The following is a 19,759-nucleotide window of genomic DNA, read 5'->3' as shown; positions in this document are numbered from 1 at the left end:
TTGAACTCAGTGACGTTGATGCGGCAGTGGCGGCACAATTCCTGAATCGCCGCGAATTACGACAATTGCCGACTCGCCTAACCGGAAGATTTCCGATGGCGGGTTTTCGATTCGCACGCGCACCGGGAAGCGCGAGGCGAGATGTACCCAGTTCAGCGTGCGCTGTACGTCGGGCAGGCCGGGTTGCGTGAGCTTGCCGACCAGGTCGGCATCCGGCGTTACGCCGAAGCCAATGCTGTCTACTACGCCGGAGTAACGCACGGAGGGGTGCGACATTACATAGACATCCGCTTTCATTCCGGGGTGGATGTGTGACAACTGCGTCTCGCGGAAGTTTGCAACGGCCCACCATACACGCGTGTCAATCAGCGTAAAGATATGCTGGCCGGCTGTGGCGTATGCGCCTTGCGAGATGGTGAGATTGGTTACGCGTGCGTCGAATGGGGCTGTGATGCGCGTGTTCTCAAAGTTATATTGCGCGGTGTCGATCGCTGCTTGCCTGCCGCCAAGTTGCTCGCTGTAGGGCGCAATCGTGGTTACGCTGTGCGCGGCTTGCTGGATTCCATGCGTGCTGGCTTCTACGTTGGCCTGCGCTTGACGGTACTGCGCATTTGCCGCATCGAGGCTTGCCTGCGCCAGCGCCAGTTGCGAGCGTGCCTGTTCGACGGCCTGGCCATGCGCTACGGCGGAGGTACGCGCCTGGTCTACCTGGTCCACTGTTACAAATTGCTTTGCGAGTAGAGGCTCCAGACGCTTCAGGTTGTTATCCGCGTATGCCTTCTCGGCTACTGCGCGTTCGAGTGCGGCCTGCGCGTTTCCAACGCCTGCCTTGGCTTGCTCAATTGCTGCCTGTGCATGATGTACTGCGGCCTGCGCGCTGTCTGCCGAGGCCTTGGCTACATCGACGGCGCTGGCCTTTGCGGCGATGATCCGCTGCTCGTCGTCAATCTGCCCTTCGAGCGTGGCCTTGTCCGACTTTGCATGCTCCAGCGCGTACGCATAGGGGCGTGGGTCAATCTCAAAGAGCGGATCGCCTTGCTTCACCTGCTCGTTGTCCGCGACGTACAGATGCGTAATCGGGCCGTTCACAATCGGGGCCATACCGATGTAGTTAGCAAAAATCTCCGCGTCATCTGTTCGCGGATTATCCGAGACCTGCCGCAGCACCAGCAGTCCCGCAATCGCCGTGGCAAGCAGAATGCCGCCGCTCACCACATAACGAAGAAAGCCATGCTCTCCAACTGTCTCGTCAATCGCCATCGGTCGTTCTCACTAAACGAAAAATAACAGCCACAACACACAGGAAAAGAATGCTGCAATGCACGGATAGGTCAGTACCGGCCACGCAATCAGTTTTTCCAGCTTGAACCGCGCCAACACCAGATTCGTTATCGCGGCCAGAATGATGCCCAGAACGAGGCAAATAAGCCACGAAGGGAAAAAGGAGCCGAGGATGTTGAAAGTGGGCGCGTGCGAGCAGCCTCCCAGCGCCAACATCACCGGTATGGTCAGCGTAAATTTCAAAATCTGTTTCATGGAGTTCCTCTACCTGGCTTGGTCTCCAGCAAATCTCCTGTACGGAAGGCCAGCGTGGCCGACTGCAGCAGTAACTGCGTACGCGCAAATACATCTTCTGAGCGTGCAGCAGCAAGCGCCTTCTGTGCGGAGATTACATCAATTACATTGCGTACGCCGTAGCCGTAGGATTCCTGTGCGGCGTCGTAAGCCTCGCTGGACGAGGCCAGCAAGGCCGCTGCAGCCTGCTGCTGATGCAGGGCTGTCCGCATATTTGTGTAGGACGTCCATACTTCGTTGGAAATCTGGTCGCGCAGGGCGTCAATGCCTGCTTCTGCTGCTTTTTTCTCTGCCTGTGCGCGGGCCATTTCCTTCTCGCGGCGCAAGCCGTCAAAGAGATTCCAGCGCAGTTCCAGACCGGCGCTCCAGACCTCGGCCTGGGCATAGGTGCGCGGCAACTGGTCCAACTCGCCATAGGCGCGGGCCATGCCGCCATCGCCGGCTAAGGCGAGAGAAGGAATGTAGGCGGAACGCGCTTTTGTAATCTCCGCGGAGGCTGCCCGCAGCTTTGTCAGTTGTTCCAGCATCTCGGGGCGCTGGGCAAATGCGCGGTCAATCTCTTTGTCTACGGAATCGACCATTGCTTCCGGGGTGCGCAGCTTCTCAATGCCTTCTACCTTGAACTCGGCTTCCGGCGGCAGGCCCATGGTTGTGGCTAGTTCGCCGTGCGTAATCTCTTCCGCACCCAGCTTGGCTTGTAGGTCATATTCGGCTTGCGCTCGCGCTGCTTGTGCTTCGAGGAAATCCGGCTTTGTGGCCAGACCGTTGTCCAAGCGGCTCTTTACCTGGTCTTCTATGGCCTGCGCGTTTTTCAGATTTGCTTCGGCGGCTTCGCGCTGTCCGCGCGCATTCAACAGGCGGTAGTAGGAGGAGGCTATCGCGTAAATAATCTTGCGGTGCGTATCATTGAAGTGCAGATTGGCGGCGAGCAGGTTTGCTTTTGCTGCGTCAATGGTTCCGGCGCGTTCACCGCCGTCAAAAATCAGCCACGTTACATGCAGCTCGGGGATGAAAAGCCCTTCTGTTTGCCGGTCCCAGTGAGTTGATAGCAGAGCGGCCTGACGGATGCTTGATGCAAGCACTACCGCTGTCAGCGTGGGATAGTACGCGCTGCGTGCAATGCCTAAGCCATCTGCGCGGGCCTTTGCTTCCAGCCACGCTTCGCGTGTCTCGGGATTATGCAACTCGGCGAGGTCGATGAGCTCGGCAAGCGTGTACTCCTTACTGGCGTCCATCTCGTATTTCTTTTCCGGATGGGCTGCAAGCTCGCGGCTCAAGGACGGCTCGGCTGGGGAGTGCCATACTTTGTCAGGAGTGGGTGGGGTATTCTGCGCAGATGCGGATACAGCGCTGGCAATAAGAATAAGGGTCGCCGCTGTTGAGAGAAGTTTCTCCATTGCTTTCAAAATCGGAGCGTAGGCCAGAGTATCCCAAACCAATCCACGCAATGGATTGCTGCTGCCGAGGGGAAGCCTACTTCTGCTGCTGAATCCACCGCCAGGGGCCAGTGGGATAAGATGCGATGGTCGGGGCGAGAGGATTTGAACCTCCGACCCCCTGGTCCCGAACCAGGTGCGCTACCAGACTGCGCTACGCCCCGAACCTCTGCTTTAAGAAGGCGTTCCGTTAGCCGGCCTGACTAGCAGGTTGGCTTCTTGGTGCGCCTTGTCTAGTGTAACAGAATCGCGCCGGACGCGCTGCACTGCTATCGCGCTACAATTTCACCCAGCGGTGCGGAGCGCATCCAACCCAATGATGACAATGAAACGGAATTATAGATGGGCTGTCGCTCTGCTCCTGGGCGCTGCGGGAGCAGTCTCCATTGCAGCGCAAACCCAGCCCTGCTCCTCGGCACGCATTGCGTCTGTTCCTGCGCGCGCTACGGAAGATTGGAATGCTTCGAGCCCTGTGCGTATCGGCACGGCGGGAACAGTCTCCCGGAACCAGACGAATACCGTGCAGAACGAAAGCGCTGTGCCGGAAAATCTGCGGATTGAGCACATGATTCTGCTCCTGGAGCCTGACGCAAAGCAAAAAGTAGCGCTCGACGCTGAATTGGCCACGCAGCAGGCGCAGGGTTCCTGCCAGTTCCACCAATGGCTGACGCCGGAAGCGTTTGCCGCGCAATTTGCGGTCGCTTCGGAAGACGCGAAACAGGTTGTGGCGTGGCTGGAATCTGAAGGCTTTACGGTAGCTGCACTTCCTACCGAACGCGGGTGGATCGAGTTTTCCGGCACCGCAGCGCAGATCGAGCTGGCCTTTGACTCCGAAGTTCACCAGCAGGGCGGCGCTACAGGCCAGCGCTACGTGCTGAGTAAGGCTATTTCCGTCCCTGGCGCTCTTGCGCCCATAATTCATGGCTTGGTTTTGCCGGATACAGCAGCCACGGGGAATTTCTCCTGCAAAACCGGCACCAGCGAGGCAGGCCATGCGTACTGCGCGGCCCTGGACCGGCAAAATGCCGCCGAAGGAAGAAACACCGTTCAGGCATGGGCTGCGCAGGCAACTCCCGCGGCTACGGTGATTACCCTCACGGCTTCGCCCAAGACGCTCACTATCGGCATTCCGGAGGCTTTTACGGCTGTGCTTGCGCCGGCTGCTGGCTCTACCGGCAGTGACAACATTACCGGCACGGTTGATTTTTATGACGGAGCCACGCTGCTGGGCAGTGCCACCGTCAACTCCTATGCCGCTACGCTCTCCAGCATCACGCTCGATACCTCCAAGTCGCACACCATTACCGCTGTCTACTCCGGCGACACCAACTGGGCTGCGGTAACATCTGCTCCGCTAAGCCTAGCTTCCGCGCAGCTTGCGGATACGGTTACGCTCACTGCGGTTCCCGTTTCCGCCGGTCCGGGGCAGTCCATCACGTTTATTGTCACGGTTGCGCCTACCAAAACTCCTGACTCCACCTATGAGCAGAACCCCACAGGCACGGTCACCTTCTACAACGGGACCACGTCGATTGGCGCCGCTACGCTGGCCGCTGCAACCGGGAATTCCTCTACGGCTTCGTTCAGCACATCGAATCTTGCCGCAGGCAGTGACAGTATTACTGCCGTCTATGCGGGCGACACCTACTACGCTGCTGGAACCTCTAACGCTGTTACTGTCTCGGTGCAAGACTTCTCTGTCGTTCCTACCTCGTCCAGCAATCTGACGATTGTGAAGGGGCAGTCGGGGCAGGCGTCGTTTGCGGTGAGCGGGCTTGGCGGGTACAACAACCAGATACAGATTACCTGCACCCCGCCTCCGCAGGATGATATGACCTGCTCGCCGAGTCCTACGCAAGTTACGCCTAACGCGACCGTTACCTTTACTGTGCAGACTTATACGAAGGGCGGGCCGTCTGCTGTTGCGGCGCATCGCGGGAGCGGGACTGCTGTTCTTGCGAGGGCCGCGGGTGGCTTTGCGATTGCGTTTGTGTTGCTGCTGGCTCCGGTTGGGCGCAGGGCTAGGGTGCTGCGGCGTTCGCTGGCGCTGGTCCTGTTCCTTAGCGCGCTTGGTGGTGCGGGGATCGGGTGTGGGGGCTCCAGTAGTAGCAGTGGTTCGAGTGATAGCGGGACTCCGCTGGGCACTACTACGCTGACGATTACGGCGACGTCTTATGTGAACCAGGCTGTGGTGAATCACACGGTTTACTTGACGGTGAATGTGGTTCCGGGGACCTAATCTCTTCATCGAATGGTGACTACGGCGGTCTGCGTGGGGTGATAGGCTGCTCTTTACTGTCAGGAGTGCTTTCCCCGATGAGTTCAGGTCAGTCGTATCACTTTAATCTTGTGGCCGCTGCGCATGCGGCTATGTTGGATCGTGGTTTTCAGCCGGATTTTCCCGAAGGAACGGATAAGGAACTTGCCGCGATTGCGGCGGATGACTCCTTGCCTGAGGGCGTGACGGACCTGCGCAAGCTGCTGTGGTCCTCGATTGATAACGATACGTCGCGGGACCTTGACCAGATTGAGTGGGCGGAACGGCTTGGCGATGGGCGCATTCGCGTGCTGGTGGGCGTGGCGGATGTGGATTATCGCGTGCATCTTGGCTCGGTGATTGATAAGCATGCGCAGTCGCAGACTACTTCGGTTTATACCGGCGTGAAGGTTTTTCCGATGCTGCCGGTGGAGTTGTCGGAGGGTGCGACCTCGCTGAATGAGGGGCAGGACCGCGCGGCGATTGTGATTGAGTACTGCGTGGATGCTGCCGGGGGCGTCAGCGACGGCAAGGCTTATCGTGCGCTGGTGCATAACCGGGCGCAGCTTGCTTATCCGAGTGTGGGCACGTGGCTGGAAGGGCATGGAACCGCTCCTGCGAAGGTTGCTGAAAATGCCGAACTGGCGGCGCAGGTGAAGCTGCAGGATGAGGCGGCGCGGCGCATGGTGGGGAGCCGCTTTCAGCATGGGGCGCTGGATCTGGAATCGGTTGAGACGCGGCCCATTATGCAGGGCGAGCAGCCTACGGATATTGCGAAGCAGGAGAAGAATCGCGCTACGTCGCTGATTGAAGAGTTTATGGTGGCGGCGAACGGTGTGATGGCGCGGCACTTTGAAGAGGCGAAGGTGGCGTCGATTCGGCGGATTGTGCGGGTGCCGAAGCGGTGGGACCGCATTGTTGAGCTGGCGGCGGGGCTTGAGGCTACGCTGCCTGCGGAGCCGAATTCCAAGGCGCTGAATGATTTTCTGCTGGAGCAGAAGAAGAAGGACCCGGATCGCTTTCCTGACCTTTCGCTGTCCGTGGTGAAGCTGATGGGGCCGGGCGAGTATGTGCTGGTGCGTCCGGGTGTGGAGTCGCCGGGGCATTTTGGGCTGGCAGTGCAGGACTATACGCACTCTACGGCTCCGAACAGGCGCTTTCCTGACATGGTTGCGCAGCGGATTTTGAAGGCCGTGATTGCTGGCGGGGCTCAGCCTTACTCGAATGATGCGCTGGATGCGATTGCTACACGGTGCACGGAGATGGAAGACGCGGCGCGGCATGTGGAGCGCGATATGCAGAAGCGGATTGCTGCCGTGGTTCTGCATCCGCGGATTGGGCAGGTTTTCAACGGGATTGTTACGGGCGTTAATCCGCATGGGACGTTTGCTCGTGCGCTCGATCCGCATGTGGAGGGCATGGTGGTTCATGGAGCGAAGGGGCTGGATGTGGGGGATCGCGTGCGGGTGAAGTTGATTGGGACGAATCCGGAGCGGGGATATATCGATTTTGCGGCGGTATGAGAGGCAGGGGACAGGGTACGGGGTGCAGAGGAGGCGTGCTTACCTTTTGTGCTGATTTGCCTCAATAGAGGAGTTTTTCTTGTAAGTTATTGAAATTTAAAACTATATGTTTGGTTTTACCTATTTACCTATTCGTTAACAGGTTGGCGAAAAGTGGTTACTTTGCGGAAAAATGTCGCAAAAAAACTTTTTGGGGCGGAATGGCGAACGGCCCGATTCCATTGGAATCGGGCCGTTTTTCTACTTGATTCTTAGTGTGGCACAAAAGGGGTTAATTGAGCGCAAGAGTTATCCACAGATTTGGAATTTATTTTTTGGGGGCTTTTTACCTGAAGTTTGTGGGAGAACCACGACGAGGGGGCTGGCGGTACGGGTATCCCATGTCCCCAAATGCGAGGTACATGGGGCACCCGATATTTGTGGACTGACTGAGAAAAGGCAATGGTAAGAACAACTGCAGGTTCTTCGGCTTCGCTCAGGATGGATGACAAATATAACGTAAATAATTATAAATAAACAAGATAATTTTCTGATATTATCTGTACGAGTCCTGCACAGATACGAGGATTCAACGACTTACAAAAAAATCCTACACGGAATCTGCACAGAACGAGTCAAACGATGGAGGCCAATTATGGCATTCGTCACCGAAAAAGAGGAACTGAAGCCGGGCCTGATTCTCTTCCGGCGCGGCGACGTGGGGCATCGCATGTGGTATTGCCGCATGAAGATGCCGAAGGCCGACCGCTATAAAACGGTTTCGCTGAAAACCTCCGATCAAGACGCGGACATTCGGTTTCGCATCAAGCATGATGTTCCCGTATTCAATCCCCTTCCGCGAGGTTGGAAGAGAGTACCTGCTGACCCAGGAGGCGCGGGCGCAGCGCGGGGAGATCAGCAAGGCGCGGCCTAAGAAGATTCGCGCCATCATCGAAGGTTCATTAGATAAGTATGTAGGCTCCACGCAGGTTCATCTTATCGGGGATGAGCTTTGGGGCGGCTATCCCGCATGGCGGCGGGTGAACGGCGCGGGACGCAACAAGCGCAACGGGGTCCGGGAGGTCAGCGAAGAGATGGCCCAAGCCTTCGCTGACCATGAAGCTGAGCGTCGCACCAAAGTTCAGCACACGCTTGGCATCCGGGTTTTGAAACCGATTGAGGTCAAACCTTCCGATGAACGGGTGGTCCCCTTTATTAGTGATTCCACCATCCGGTTTGAAATGTCGATCTTCGGCGCGGTGATGAATTACGCCATCAAGAAGCGTTATGTTCCCGCAAGCCAGCGTTTCGACGAGCGCCCCAAGCTCAAGACGATGCGCCGTGACGAGTTCACGTTGGAAGAGTACCGCAAGCTCCACACCGTAGGCCGCAAGTGGATTGGTGAGGCAGATAAGCCATCCAGCACTTGGTATCACACCGTCACCTACAACATGATTCTGATTGCCTGCAATACAGGCATGAGGCCAGCGGAGATGAAGAATCTCCGCTGGCGGGACATTATGCCCGCGAAAGACCGCGAGGGCCGCGAGATCGTTGTGCTGTTCGTACAGGGTAAGGGCAAGTCCCGCAAGCTAGTCGCTCCTAAGAGTGTTGGAGATTATTTAGAGCGCATCCGTGCCATCTCCAAAGCTACGGAACCGGAAGATAGAGTCTTTACCAATATTACGGGCAAGCCCGCAAAATCTCTTTACAGCAGTCTGATTGCAGACCTTCTAAACGAGGCAAGTTTGCGCGAAGGAACGCAGGGCGTTCCGAGATCGACGTATTGCTTCCGGCATACCTATGCCACGCTCCGATTGCAGGAAGGCGTGGACGTATATTTCCTTGCCGAGCAGATGGGTACTTCCGTCCATATGATCGAGGAACACTACGGGCATGTGAACACCATCAAGCACGCTGACCGTGTGTTGCAGGGCATGGCGGGATGGGAGCTGCCGCACCCGGACGTGGACGTTACCAGGGCGAAAGCGTCGAAAGCTGCGGAGACGCACGATAAATCCAAGAGAGGTCAGCACCGCAGGGCAGGCTGACCGTGGAACCTCCCGGAGCCGTGGCGGAGGCTGGCGTAGGGAGTTCAATATCTTATATTCGTCTCTTTGGAGATTGGTTCTGATTTGCCGCTGCCCCACCGGGGCGTTCTTAGCGGCAAATCCCCGCGCACGAGCCGCCGCTGGCGGCTGTTCTTCGTGCGGCGCTGTGTTTGCTTGATGACAGACAATCCGCAAGCATCCCATACCTTCCAGAACCATTTATGAGCGTTTTTTACGGCTTCTCTTTGAAGCATCCCCGGCCTCTTTGAAGGGACGCCCGATTGGTTGCGGCACAAACGCCTCTACCTCGGACCGACGCACCACAATGCGCCCGGCGATTTCACGGGCTGCCAGCCGCTTTCGCTGAATCAGTTTGGCTATCGCCTGCCTTGATACGCCGCGCAGCCGGGCCGCTTCTGCCTGGGAAATCCAGTCATCGAGATTATTTCTGTCAATAATAGTTGACAATGACACCTATTGTTGTCATCTTTCACGCTGAAGTGGTAATGCCAAGCTCTAACTATAGAGCGGGTGCGCGGCTTCGCGTACTCATGCAGCTCCCTTTTGTCTCGAACGAAGACCATTTTGCGAAGGGGAAACCGAATGAAACGGGAGCGGATCATCAGCCCGGAATTACGGCGCAGGATTGAAGAACGCCGACGCTGCAATGCTCAGGTGGTTGCTCGCCTGCGGACCGAGAAGGGCTGGACGCAAGCAGAGCTGGCGGAGCGAGCCGGGGTTTCCCTTCGATGGCTCAAAGCGTTGGAGTCGAATCAACTCCCCCATGATTATCGGATGCAACACGAAATCCGGGTGGTGATGGCGTTGGGTTTTGGGCTCTACGAGCTTAAGGATTTCTACGGCCTCGTTGACGACATGGTGAACAAGAATCTAGGCCAGCGTCGGAAAGGCAAGCCATGAGCAAAAAACTCAAGTGGAAACAGCCCGAAGTTTTTATCGAGGAAGCCACCGGCAAACATATCCGACGCCTGGTTGTTCAGGGACCGCCTACTCCAGACTCCAACGATTTCGACATCCTCATTTTCTGTGACGATGACCCGCTGATAGTAATTGATCTTTCGGTGCTGTTCTGCTTCGGCGTCAACTACGAAATCACCGTCGATGGAGAACTGGAAATTGCCAAACAACATCCCAAGCAATTACTCGAAGGCTGGCGGAGAAAATGAGCAAAACACGGAAAAAGGCGATTGGGTTGGAACAGCAAGGTGATGTTGTCATCGAGTACGGAGCCAAGGGAAAAACGGTAGACCATATCCGATTTTCACGCTCAGATACTCGCACATTGTTTGTTGTGGTGGCCTTCACCGACCGTACAGAATGGGCCGTCACTCTCGATTCCGTTTCCGTGGCAAAGGTCACGGTTTCTGCTGCAGATGGAGGAGTGCTTGGAGACCTGGAACCTGTTGCTGAAAGCAACTATATACGGCTGCCGGGTGGCTACAGCCCCTTTCCATGGGATCAGATCGAAACGCCCAAGGCACACAAGCCCCGTAAGCGGTCCATGTAGAGGGTCAGCCGCCGGTATTCACCACCCCAAAGGATTCTATGAAGCAAGGCGACCCGGAATTTATCTCCACAGCTTCGGCCCTATCGCTCCAGCAGTTGGTTTTCCAATTCACGGACGGTATGCAGCGGGCAAATGAGGCATTATTAGGGCTTGCCAAATTCAAGCAATTTGCACACCAGATAAAGTCTTTACGCGAGGACGCGGCACAACTGCGAGAGTTTCGTGGCAACATACTCGACTATGTTTTGGAGACGTGGCGGGATATAGAAACAGACGAGGCGTATGACCTGCGAGCGAAACGAAGAGCACAGGAACGGCGTGAACATGAGGCTGATCTGGCCTCGATAGCGAAGGCCAAAGCCCGATTGAAGCCAGGGAAACTCTCTCCAGCCACCGGACACTTGCAGAACTCAAAGATCGTGCGAAAGTAGACCGAAATTTCTTCTTTCATCAAGTGCCCGCTTCATGCGGCTTTGTGGCAGAGCCGGTCGGAACCTGTCAATGCTCTCCGCTGCGCTGCGATGAATGCGCAAAAGAACGCGCAGCATTGACTGAACCCGCCTCGCCTCTGCCCGCCGCAAAGACATGAAGCGGGGTACTTAACGAAAGAAATTTGGTTGAGAGCCAAAGGCGAAAAACCCTCCTTCAGATTCCGCCCTACGCATGCGGCTCATTCCCGCGTAACCTTTACACCTGTAACCGTTGCATTAGATTGAAGCGGTTGTGCACTAAAATCATCCGTGAATATAAGGAAAAATGCTTGACAAGATTTTTCGGATTACCTAGTGCGCTTAGTGGGGCTCTCGGTTTCACACAAATCAAAATAAACATGGTTTCAGCATTGGCGCGAATTCGCGCTTGGTGGACTTGTCTATTCCTTTTTAGCCTGCTGCCAAGCAGGTTCGGAAAGTTGCCTTTCTGGTTCTGCGTACCTCTGTATCAATTTTTGAGAGCAGTTACGAGTAATTATTCGTGGCTGCGTCACACGTTCTGCCTGTAGAGACAGAAGAGAGGTTTTGCGCGCACTAACGGTATTCGCACTGCCGTCATATTCCTGATTTTTGTTCTGATGATGGGCACAGTGGAGGCATGGCCGCACAGGCACGGACAAAGAGCGCGGGGTATGCGACGAAGAGGACAATCAGGCTAAGATGCTCGGCGCGGTAATCGGTAAGGCAATGGGTTCTCTGGATTCGGGACAAGGGATCATCGAAGTGCTCGTGACGTTGCAGTAGTATTTGTAATTGCAGCGCCTGCTACGAATCTCGGTGAGCCACACCGCTCTCCTCAAATATTGAAGTTGGTTTAAAGATTGCTTGAGGTGTCTCTCATGTTTTTCTTGCACGTATCCTTCAAGAACAATCGAGCTTGCTGGGCGGATGTTAGGCGAAAAGGCTGGCGTAGGCTATCTGCCACATTACTTTTCTTCCTAGACATTGGTCATCGACGGCTGGTCGAAACTTCAACTTGCGAGAGGCAGCTGTTTTTCCTTCCAGGAGTCTTTCTCTTTATATTCCTAAGGGCTGTGGTATCGCCTGCCTCCAGTAGGCACAATTGCACCAGCGTCCGATGGCGCAACTGTCGGATTGACGGTGGCTTCCCGATCGGAAAAGGAGAAGCGTTGATTCAGCATATGATCAACGCGCAACCATCCTTGCCTCTGTCGACGCGCGATTACGCCACTCTCTATCTGCCTGACAAGGTTCCCAAAAACGTGATGACGCGTTTTCCATCTTACTTTGTTGTCGGATTTCTGGCTTGTGCCGGTCTCAGTGCAGCAGCGCAGGTTGTTAATCTGGACAACAATACCGTAACGCCCTCGTTTGGGGTTGGTCACTCGTATATCCAGGATGCGTCTGAGACGGTCAACCCAGCCAATGGATCAGTAAGCCTGCGAATGAAACTGCCAACACCTCCGGGCAGGGGCCTGAGTCTCCCATTCTCGATCAACTATAACTCGTCCACCGCCGTGCAGCTTCTACCTCTCGGGTATACTCCTGATCCAACCGCCGACGGAAATCCAAATGCTATCTGGTCGGAGCAAACGTCCTCCATTATGGGATACTCTGCGGGATGGTCCTACGGACTGCCAGAGATAACAGCGTACATTTTCACGGCCAATTGCCCTTCCAATCCAGGCAATACCTACGAGGGCACGGCAAACTACTTCTTCACGGATAGCAGTGGTAGCTCTCATCCGCTCAATATCTCCTCGAGCAATGACCAGTGCGGAACAGGCACGCCTCCCGGCACTCCAAGTAGCGGAGATAACCATTACACCGCGACTTTGGTCGGCGACTGCTATAACTGCACCACATATTGGCCACCACTTCTAGTGGCGGATTCTAATGGAACCTCGTACTACTTCTCAGAACCTGGAAATGAATGGTTCCAGATGCAAGATGCGGGGCAGAGCAACAATTTCATTGGGGGCTCTTTTCCGGACTATATAGAGGACCGGAATGGCAATAAGATCACTCAAACAACAAGCGGTCAAACGATCAGCTTTCAGGATACGCTTGGCCGGCCGCTCTTATCGCTTCCAGTGACCAATGGGAGCACGACGAGCATCCAGGTGGGTAATCTCACGTATCAGTTGACTTGGACCAACATCAGTGGGTCCTACAGCGTGAATCCTGTTCAGGAAAATGCGACTTCGGGCGTTCGCTGCGCGGGTGTCCCGCAAGTGACGTTCACTGCAACCGTGATTTCATCCATTACTTTTCCCAATGGCGATGTATACCAGTTTCACTACAATTCATGGGGACTGCTGTCGGAGATCGACTATCCGGGATCATGGGTGAAATATCAGTGGAAACTTAGTGACCAGCCATCAGACCATGCCGCCTTCGATGGCGCTTCCAATATTCCGCCCAATTGGAATTACTACATTGATGCTTGCCAGTACATCTATCAAAGTCCTGTCGTGGGCACACGAAGCGTGGGCTTGGCAGGCAACTCCACCCCTACAGAGACACAACAGTTTTCGTATGCGACCCAATGGGGATCGGACTACACTACCTGGACGTCCAAGCAAACTACGGTGGCGACGACTGACAACGTTCGATCTCTCACGAGCACGACAATCTACAACTACAGCCCAATGGATACCGGGAATTCGTCTACTGCGCTACCGTCGGGCGGACGTCAGCCATCAAACGTAGTCGGCTTTCCCCGCGCATTTCCTGGCCACATTGCAGTCGAATCGTCCATACAATATTTCGATTGGGGAAATACCTCCACCCCGATCAAAACCGTGAGTCAGACTTGGGCTGACCAGTTCAACCTTTCGTCCAGCACGACAACTCTTCCCACTGGGCTATCGTCTCAGCAGAAATACACTTATTACTCACCCTACTCGGTTGTGACCGAGAAAGACGAGTACGACTTTGGCCAGAGTTCACCGACTAGAATTACTGCAACGAGCTATCAGGCTCTTGCCGGAAATCCCGTTGCCCCGACTGGCAGTACGCAATTCTTTTACCTTCCCCAAAGTGATTGTCTGTTCAGGATCTGCCGGAGCCGGTAACTGCACGTCGTCCAGCACCTATAAAGTCGCTGAAACGGATTACAGCTATGATCAGACGGCGGTCGCGGCAGTATCCGGGTTGCCAACCGGCACTCACGATGAGACCTACTACTCCGCAAGCTCTTCCACGCCGCGTGGGAATGTAACTACAAAAACGAGGTGGTCGAGTTCAGGAACATCACCGAAGAGCACCTACACCTATGATGAGACAGGCCAGGTTCTGTCCATGACAGAACCATGCGGCAACGTAGCTTGTTCGGATATGTCCAGTGGCGGCGTCCACACAACAACCTATTCCTACTCCGACAATCCGTCCGGCAGTAATCCCGGAGGCGGCAACTCCAATGCATATCCGACCAAAATTATCTACCCAGCCGTCAACGGCGTGGTTCACCAGGAGAGCTTCTCCTACATCTATGGCACTGGTCTGCTCGCATCCAGCACGGATGAGAACTCGAATACAACCAGCTATGCCTATAACGACCCGCTGAACCGGATGACCAAGATCTCCTACCCCGACAGGGGCCAAACGCTCTACACCTATAACGATTCCGAGCCTTCACCTTCGATAACGACCGCGCAGACGATCAACTCCAGCACGACTAAGACCTCCGTCTCGATCATGGATGGCATGTGGCGCGTAGTTCGGACGGAGCTTACATCCGACCCGTCAGGAACAGATTATGTGGACACGGCCTACGACGGAATTGGACGAATTTATACGCAAACCAACCCATACCGAACCACTTCGGATAGCACCTATGGCATATCCACCAATACTTACGATGCTCTGGGAAGGACCGTAGCGCAGCAGCAGACTGATGGCAGCTTTCTTACATGGTGCTATGACGGTGTCGCATCCGTCCTGCCGAAGGGGGCGATGGCAGGCTGCAATAGCAAGATTGGCAGTTCGACGACGGGCACCTGGGTTGATTCGACGGACGAAAACGGAAACGACTGGCAGCGGACATATGATGCGCTTGGGCGAATGAATCTGGTAGTGGAGCCCAGCGGATCATCCCAGGCCCCTACGATGCAAACAAGTTATTCCTACGATGTTCTGGGTAATCTTCTTTCGGTAACGCAAAATGGTCAAAGCGGAAGCACTGCGCGTAGCCGCAGTTTCACCTATGACAGTCTTTCGCGGCTTATTCAGGCTTTCAATCCTGAATCTGGATGGACGTGCTATGGAACCACTGGAGGGGCGCTCCCCAATGGAAGCAACTGTACAGAAGGCTATGACGGGAATGGCAATGTAGCTTCCAGGACGGATGCTCGCGGCGTGACGACCAACTATTCGTACGACGCCTTGAATCGTTTGCTCTCTAAACAGTATTCCAGCGGTGATCCAACGGTTTTATTTGGCTATGACGGTAATGACGAGAACGGTAGCCCACTGAGCCCTGCTGTCGGTAATGCGATAGGACGATTAAGCGCTTCATCAAACGGTAATGGATTTAAAGCCCATTATTCCTATGATGCGATGGGTCGTGTTGTAGCCAGAACTATCTGCGTTCCTGGCAACTGCACCTATACCTCTGGCGCAAATGCAGCTTATGACCTAGCTGGAAACCTGACCGTGTCCACTCTGACAGGCGGCGCAATGGTTAATACCAGCTACGATGGAGCAAGCAGGCTAAACCTCGTCACTCTAGGACACTATTATTCGCAGGACGCGAACCCCGATACGCTCTGGTCAAATCCTACTTATGGTCCGTTAGGTTTGACAGCAGCGACGTTAGGCAATGGGCTTAAGGAAGAGTATGCCTATGACAAGCGTAGCCGCGTGATTGCCTACGCGGTCGGTAAGCCGGATGTTGCAACCAGTGGGAGCACAGTACCGAACGGATGGGTGGATTCCGTGAGCAATGCCAAAGGCGGCGGCATTTCGATTCCACAAGGCGGCAGCCTTAATGTTATCGGATGGACAGCCAGCGTGGAGAATGGTTCTCCGCTAGCACAGGTCGCGATCCTCATTGACGGTAATCCCATTGGCATGGCAACACTCGGGCTTTCACGTGCCGATGTCGAAGCAGCATACAATCAACCGAACTTCCTTTACAGCGGTTTTAGCTTCACCGGTCCCATCGGAAATGTATCTGTTGGAACACATACGGTGAGTGCTATTTCTTACGATTGGAACCAAAACTCGGTAACACTGAATAGCTACACCATCATCGTTACCGCAGATACACCACCGACAGGCCATATAGACATCGCTCAGGGTGTAGCAAGTGGTGGAGCTACAGTCGTGAGCGGAGGATTGATTCAGGTTTCGGGCTGGGCGGCAGACCAGGAAGATGGTTCTCCGGTTGCCAAAGTTGCTGTATTGTTGGATGGCCAACCGATTGGCACTGCCACGCTCGGAGGCAGCCGTCCTGACGTAGCCTCAGCAAAGAACAATCCCGCTTGGGCGCAAAGTGGATGGACATTCACCGGCTCTATTCAATCAGCCCCTATAGGAACACACCAGATTTCCGCTGCCACATACGATTCGAGCGGTAACGAGACGATTCTTAGCTGTTCCATCTCCAGTTCGTGCAATGCCACGATCACGGTAACAGCGAACAACAACACCATGACCGGCAATCTGGATTCGGCGGTGAACGCGTCAAACGCATCGAGCAATACGGTGCCGCTGGGTGGCAGTATCAAAGTTCAGGGCTGGGCGGCGGAGCCGGACGTAAATCCCGGCGCACCCCTCTCACGCGTCGAGGTCACTCTGGATGGTCAGCCCCTGGGGTTGGCTACACTTGGGGGGGCGCGATCAGACGTGGTGACCGCCACGGGACGCTCCGACTACCTGAACAGTGGATACACATTCACTGGGGCCATCACCAATGTCGATCCTGGTGAGCACCTTTTATCTGTAAGGGCTTATCAGCAAGGGGGCGGTTCGTATCTGTTCCCGCCGCTGTCCATCATCGTCGCCGGTACCATGCCTGCTCTTTCCAGCGGAAGCACACTCCCAGCCCGCTACGCTTACAATGTGGACTACATGCCGAACGGGAATGTAGCGGACGCCTCGGACACAGTGAACGGCAGTTGGGTCTATCAATATGACACACTGAACCGTTTGACAGCGGCGCGTTCCTCTAGCACGGGGCTTGCGTGGAATTACGATGCCTTCGGCAATCGCTGGGCACAGACGGCCTCAGCCGGTTCGGCTCCCCAGCCTCAGTTGACGTTTAACAACAGCAGAAACTGGATAGATTTCTACTGCTATGATGCGGCAGGTAACATGCTGGACGCGGGCGGTTGCCATGCATCCGTTGCAAATGAATACAGCTACGACGGCGAGGGAAGGCTGGCGTCATCGAACCAGGGAGCCTATCAGTACATCTACGATGCTGAGGGTAACCGCGTCGCTAAGTCTGTTGGCGGCACCATTACGAATCTGTATTTCTACGATATAGCCGGTCATCGTGTGGTAGATATGGACGGCACGATGAGTACGGTGCAGCGCACGGAACTGTGGGCTGGAAATCGTCATCTGGGCACTTTAGTGGGCAACTCGTATTACTACACTCATGCAAACTGGCTCGGAACAGAAGCGGCCCGCAGTGACGGCAATGGTAATCTGTGCGAGACGGAGTCGAGCCTGCCATTCGGCGATGCTGCGCAGACCAGCGGATCGTGTTCTCCTTCGCCCAACTTCTTTACCGGCAAAGAACGGGACGCAGAATCAGGCAATGACTACTTTGGGGCCAGATACTACGCCTCTACGATGGGGAGGTTCTTGTCCCCGGACCCAAGTGGGCTCATATATGCAGACCCAACGAATCCTCAGAGCCTCAATCTCTACAGTTATGCTTTGAACAATCCGCTTAAGAACACCGATCCAACAGGGCTCTACTGCTACTACGGAAGTACTGATGCTGATATTGGGGACGACTCGCAATACGACTTTCACTCGAGTCAAAGCGAGTGTGAAACTGCTGATGAGAACGGGAATAAAGGGCAGTGGGTTCCAGATGCAACGACGACCGTCAATGTAAACGCGGAGACTGGTGACACTGATACGTTGTCAACGTTCACCGGAAATGTGGGTAGCATTCAGTATCAGACAATCCAAAGTTTTCACACAACAGGTTGCCCTTCCGTCCCGACGGCCCCGAGCAATGCCAACTTGAACGCCAACATGAATGCAGCGTCAGACGCCGCGTTCTTGCCCGATCCAATAGGCCTTTTGTGGTTCAGGAATAAGGTCAATTACGGTGGCGTGTGGGACTACAAGACGCAGGGTGCGCAGTATGAGAATTTCGGCAACTTCAACTATGGGGCAACTGGGACCATGATGAACTTGCCTCCTTTTACACTGGACCGGGCGGCGGGAAGAGCACAGCGAGGACATCCTTCATCCCCTCAGTTTGGAGGCGATCCAGGCAGTCTTCCAAGCATCTTCTTAAATCCCAATGGCGGCGTCTACCCATACGGAGATGACCCTAACGATCAAAAATTCATCAATCTCGGTATCAAATATGCGCAACTAGGGTGTGGTGGCTAATGCGAGCGGAAATAAAAGCCCATACGAAGAAGTCGGAGATGAGCTATTTGATTCGGGAAATATTGCTTGGACGAATCACGCTGATGCTAGCGTTGGCGGTGGCTTGTTGTGGCTGTCGCAACTCTGCGAGTCATGAAGTGGCACGCATACCATCTCCAGATGGACGTACAGTTGCAGTCCTCATCGAGTCGAATGGGGGTGCCACAACCTCTTTCGGCTATGACGTTAGTGTTGGGCCAAACGGCAGTAAACAACTTGAGAAGGTTGCGACCCTTTATGGTGCAGTCAGAAATGATCAAGCCTATGGCGTAAATCTCCACTGGACAGACAACAAAACCCTACGTGTTGAGTATTTAAAGGCAAAAGCGATTCTCAATGTCAGAGGTACGGCCACAGTGAATGAACAGCAAATTCACGTATTGCTCGAAAGCGGAGTTGAGGATCCTAGTGCTCCTGCTGGAGGAATGCTGTTCAATCTTCAGAAACAACCCCACTGATTTTCTGAGGTTTACGTCTATGACGGCGAGGTCCACATTTATGATGTACTTCGCCGCATGTGCAACCAATGTGTGCTTTTCGCGATTGCATTCTTCCGCCAAAGAACGTGATACAGAATCCGGCAACGACTACTTCGGGGCAAGGTACTACGCGAGTTCGATGGGCCGGTTCATGAGTCCGGACTGGAGCGCCAAGGTTGAACCTGTTCCCTATGCGAAACTGGATAACCCGCAGAGCCTCAACCTGTACAGCTATGTACTGAACAACCCTTTGAGCAGAGTGGACGCGGATGGTCACAGCCCCCTCGCCGACAACAACCAGCACTCCCTCTGGGAGGGAGGTGATGGTCTCAACGGGCCATCCTGCCCAGACTGTGCTGCCACAGTCGCCGCAAGCAGCCCGCCGCAGGCCCAACATCAGAGTCCCTATCAAGCTGGCAATCGTGAAGCAAACGTGGTCTATCACGAGACCGCTGCACTTCGGCCAGTTCCTGGACAATCGGATGATGGCGACCTTCACGATGCAAGGGTTGATGCGGCACACGTCTATAACAACGTGACGAACAAGTCAGCATTCCAAGATTCCGGCACCCTTAGTGCGAGAGAACAGAAAGATCTCGCCGGAGGATATCCACCCGGAGTGCGAGCGTACAACGATTCTGTTGATGCAGTGAATGAGGCTGCTCATAGCGCTGACCCGACGAATGGATCAAGGCACTTTTTCGTGCGTGACACGACTCTTGGGGATGCCCAGAGAGTTCCCTCATGGGCAAATGGAAATCAGATCGTCTTTGGGCCTTTCAAAACTACCGCCAATGGTGACGGCGGTATAAGCAAAGGCGACACGATCTACATCTGGATCAACAATACGAGGTAA

Annotated in this window: 16 protein-coding genes and 1 tRNA gene; 12 read left to right on the top strand and 5 right to left on the bottom strand. The window is 54.9% G+C overall.

What is annotated here, in order from left to right; all coding sequences use genetic code 11:
- Window positions 1-6 precede the first annotated feature (6 nt).
- The 4 genes from AC5S3R_RS08095 to AC5S3R_RS08080 form a co-directional block, all read right to left on the bottom strand.
- Window positions 7-1,260 (bottom strand): HlyD family secretion protein, encoded by a 1,254-nt coding sequence (locus tag AC5S3R_RS08095; protein WP_494266511.1) that lies wholly within the window; start codon window positions 1,258-1,260, stop codon window positions 7-9.
- Window positions 1,261-1,272: 12 nt separating this feature from the next.
- Window positions 1,273-1,536 (bottom strand): YtcA family lipoprotein, encoded by a 264-nt coding sequence (locus AC5S3R_RS08090; protein WP_494266510.1) that lies wholly within the window; start codon window positions 1,534-1,536, stop codon window positions 1,273-1,275.
- On the bottom strand, window positions 1,533-2,972 hold the full coding sequence (locus tag AC5S3R_RS08085) for a TolC family protein (RefSeq protein WP_494266509.1): 1,440 nt from the start codon (window positions 2,970-2,972) through the stop codon (window positions 1,533-1,535). The genes AC5S3R_RS08090 and AC5S3R_RS08085 overlap by 4 nt, the downstream gene beginning before the upstream one ends.
- Window positions 2,973-3,098: 126 nt before the next feature.
- Window positions 3,099-3,175: transfer RNA gene (locus tag AC5S3R_RS08080), tRNA-Pro, on the bottom strand.
- 161 nt (window positions 3,176-3,336) lie between these two features.
- Between AC5S3R_RS08080 and AC5S3R_RS08075 the strand changes: the two genes are divergently transcribed.
- The 4 genes from AC5S3R_RS08075 (at window position 3,337) to AC5S3R_RS08060 (ending at window position 8,821) form a co-directional block, all read left to right on the top strand.
- Entirely contained in the window at window positions 3,337-5,250 is a 1,914-nt protein-coding gene (locus AC5S3R_RS08075; RefSeq protein ID WP_494266508.1) for an Ig-like domain repeat protein, read from the top strand.
- Window positions 5,251-5,327: 77 nt separating this feature from the next.
- Entirely contained in the window at window positions 5,328-6,791 is a 1,464-nt protein-coding gene (locus AC5S3R_RS08070) for an RNB domain-containing ribonuclease (protein WP_494266507.1), read from the top strand.
- A gap of 634 nt (window positions 6,792-7,425) precedes the next feature.
- Entirely contained in the window at window positions 7,426-7,704 is a 279-nt protein-coding gene (locus AC5S3R_RS08065) for a hypothetical protein (protein WP_494266506.1), read from the top strand.
- Window positions 7,601-8,821: a tyrosine-type recombinase/integrase gene (locus tag AC5S3R_RS08060; protein WP_494266505.1), complete on the top strand. Its 1,221-nt coding sequence runs from the start codon at window positions 7,601-7,603 to the stop codon at window positions 8,819-8,821. Before AC5S3R_RS08065 ends, AC5S3R_RS08060 begins: the two co-directional genes overlap by 104 nt.
- Before the next feature lie 219 nt (window positions 8,822-9,040).
- Here AC5S3R_RS08060 and AC5S3R_RS08055 read toward each other — a convergent pair whose 3' ends face one another.
- The gene (locus AC5S3R_RS08055) at window positions 9,041-9,289 is read right to left on the bottom strand and encodes a helix-turn-helix domain-containing protein (RefSeq protein ID WP_494266504.1); all 249 of its coding nucleotides are present in this window, start codon (window positions 9,287-9,289) and stop codon (window positions 9,041-9,043) included.
- Between the two features lie 135 nt (window positions 9,290-9,424).
- Between AC5S3R_RS08055 and AC5S3R_RS08050 the strand changes: the two genes are divergently transcribed.
- The 8 genes from AC5S3R_RS08050 to AC5S3R_RS08015 all read left to right on the top strand — a co-directional run bounded on the left by AC5S3R_RS08050 (window position 9,425) and on the right by AC5S3R_RS08015 (window position 19,759).
- Complete coding sequence (locus AC5S3R_RS08050) at window positions 9,425-9,742, top strand: helix-turn-helix domain-containing protein (protein WP_494266503.1); 318 nt, start codon at window positions 9,425-9,427, stop codon at window positions 9,740-9,742.
- Window positions 9,739-10,008, top strand: a complete 270-nt coding sequence (locus AC5S3R_RS08045; RefSeq protein ID WP_494266502.1) for a hypothetical protein — start codon at window positions 9,739-9,741, stop codon at window positions 10,006-10,008. The genes AC5S3R_RS08050 and AC5S3R_RS08045 overlap by 4 nt, the downstream gene beginning before the upstream one ends.
- Window positions 10,005-10,349, top strand: coding sequence for a hypothetical protein (locus AC5S3R_RS08040; protein WP_494266501.1), 345 nt, complete (start codon window positions 10,005-10,007; stop codon window positions 10,347-10,349). The genes AC5S3R_RS08045 and AC5S3R_RS08040 overlap by 4 nt, the downstream gene beginning before the upstream one ends.
- Before the next feature lie 38 nt (window positions 10,350-10,387).
- A complete protein-coding gene (locus tag AC5S3R_RS08035) occupies window positions 10,388-10,780 on the top strand; it encodes a hypothetical protein (protein WP_494266500.1) in 393 nt (130 codons plus the stop codon).
- Window positions 10,781-11,970: 1,190 nt separating this feature from the next.
- The gene (locus tag AC5S3R_RS08030) at window positions 11,971-13,878 is read left to right on the top strand and encodes a hypothetical protein (protein WP_494266499.1); all 1,908 of its coding nucleotides are present in this window, start codon (window positions 11,971-11,973) and stop codon (window positions 13,876-13,878) included.
- A gap of 79 nt (window positions 13,879-13,957) precedes the next feature.
- Window positions 13,958-18,385 carry an RHS repeat-associated core domain-containing protein gene (locus AC5S3R_RS08025; protein ID WP_494266498.1) on the top strand — a complete coding sequence of 1,476 codons (4,428 nt, stop codon included), beginning with the start codon at window positions 13,958-13,960 and terminating at the stop codon, window positions 18,383-18,385.
- Window positions 18,386-18,423: 38 nt separating this feature from the next.
- On the top strand, window positions 18,424-18,882 hold the full coding sequence (locus AC5S3R_RS08020; protein ID WP_494266497.1) for a hypothetical protein: 459 nt from the start codon (window positions 18,424-18,426) through the stop codon (window positions 18,880-18,882).
- A 40-nt stretch (window positions 18,883-18,922) separates the two neighbouring features.
- On the top strand, window positions 18,923-19,759 hold the full coding sequence (locus AC5S3R_RS08015; RefSeq protein WP_494266496.1) for an RHS repeat-associated core domain-containing protein: 837 nt from the start codon (window positions 18,923-18,925) through the stop codon (window positions 19,757-19,759).

It is taken from the genome of Occallatibacter sp. FHG110214_02 (genome assembly GCF_059115385.1).
Note: the sequence above shows the minus strand (reverse complement) of the source record. Positions and strands in the feature narration are given on the sequence as shown.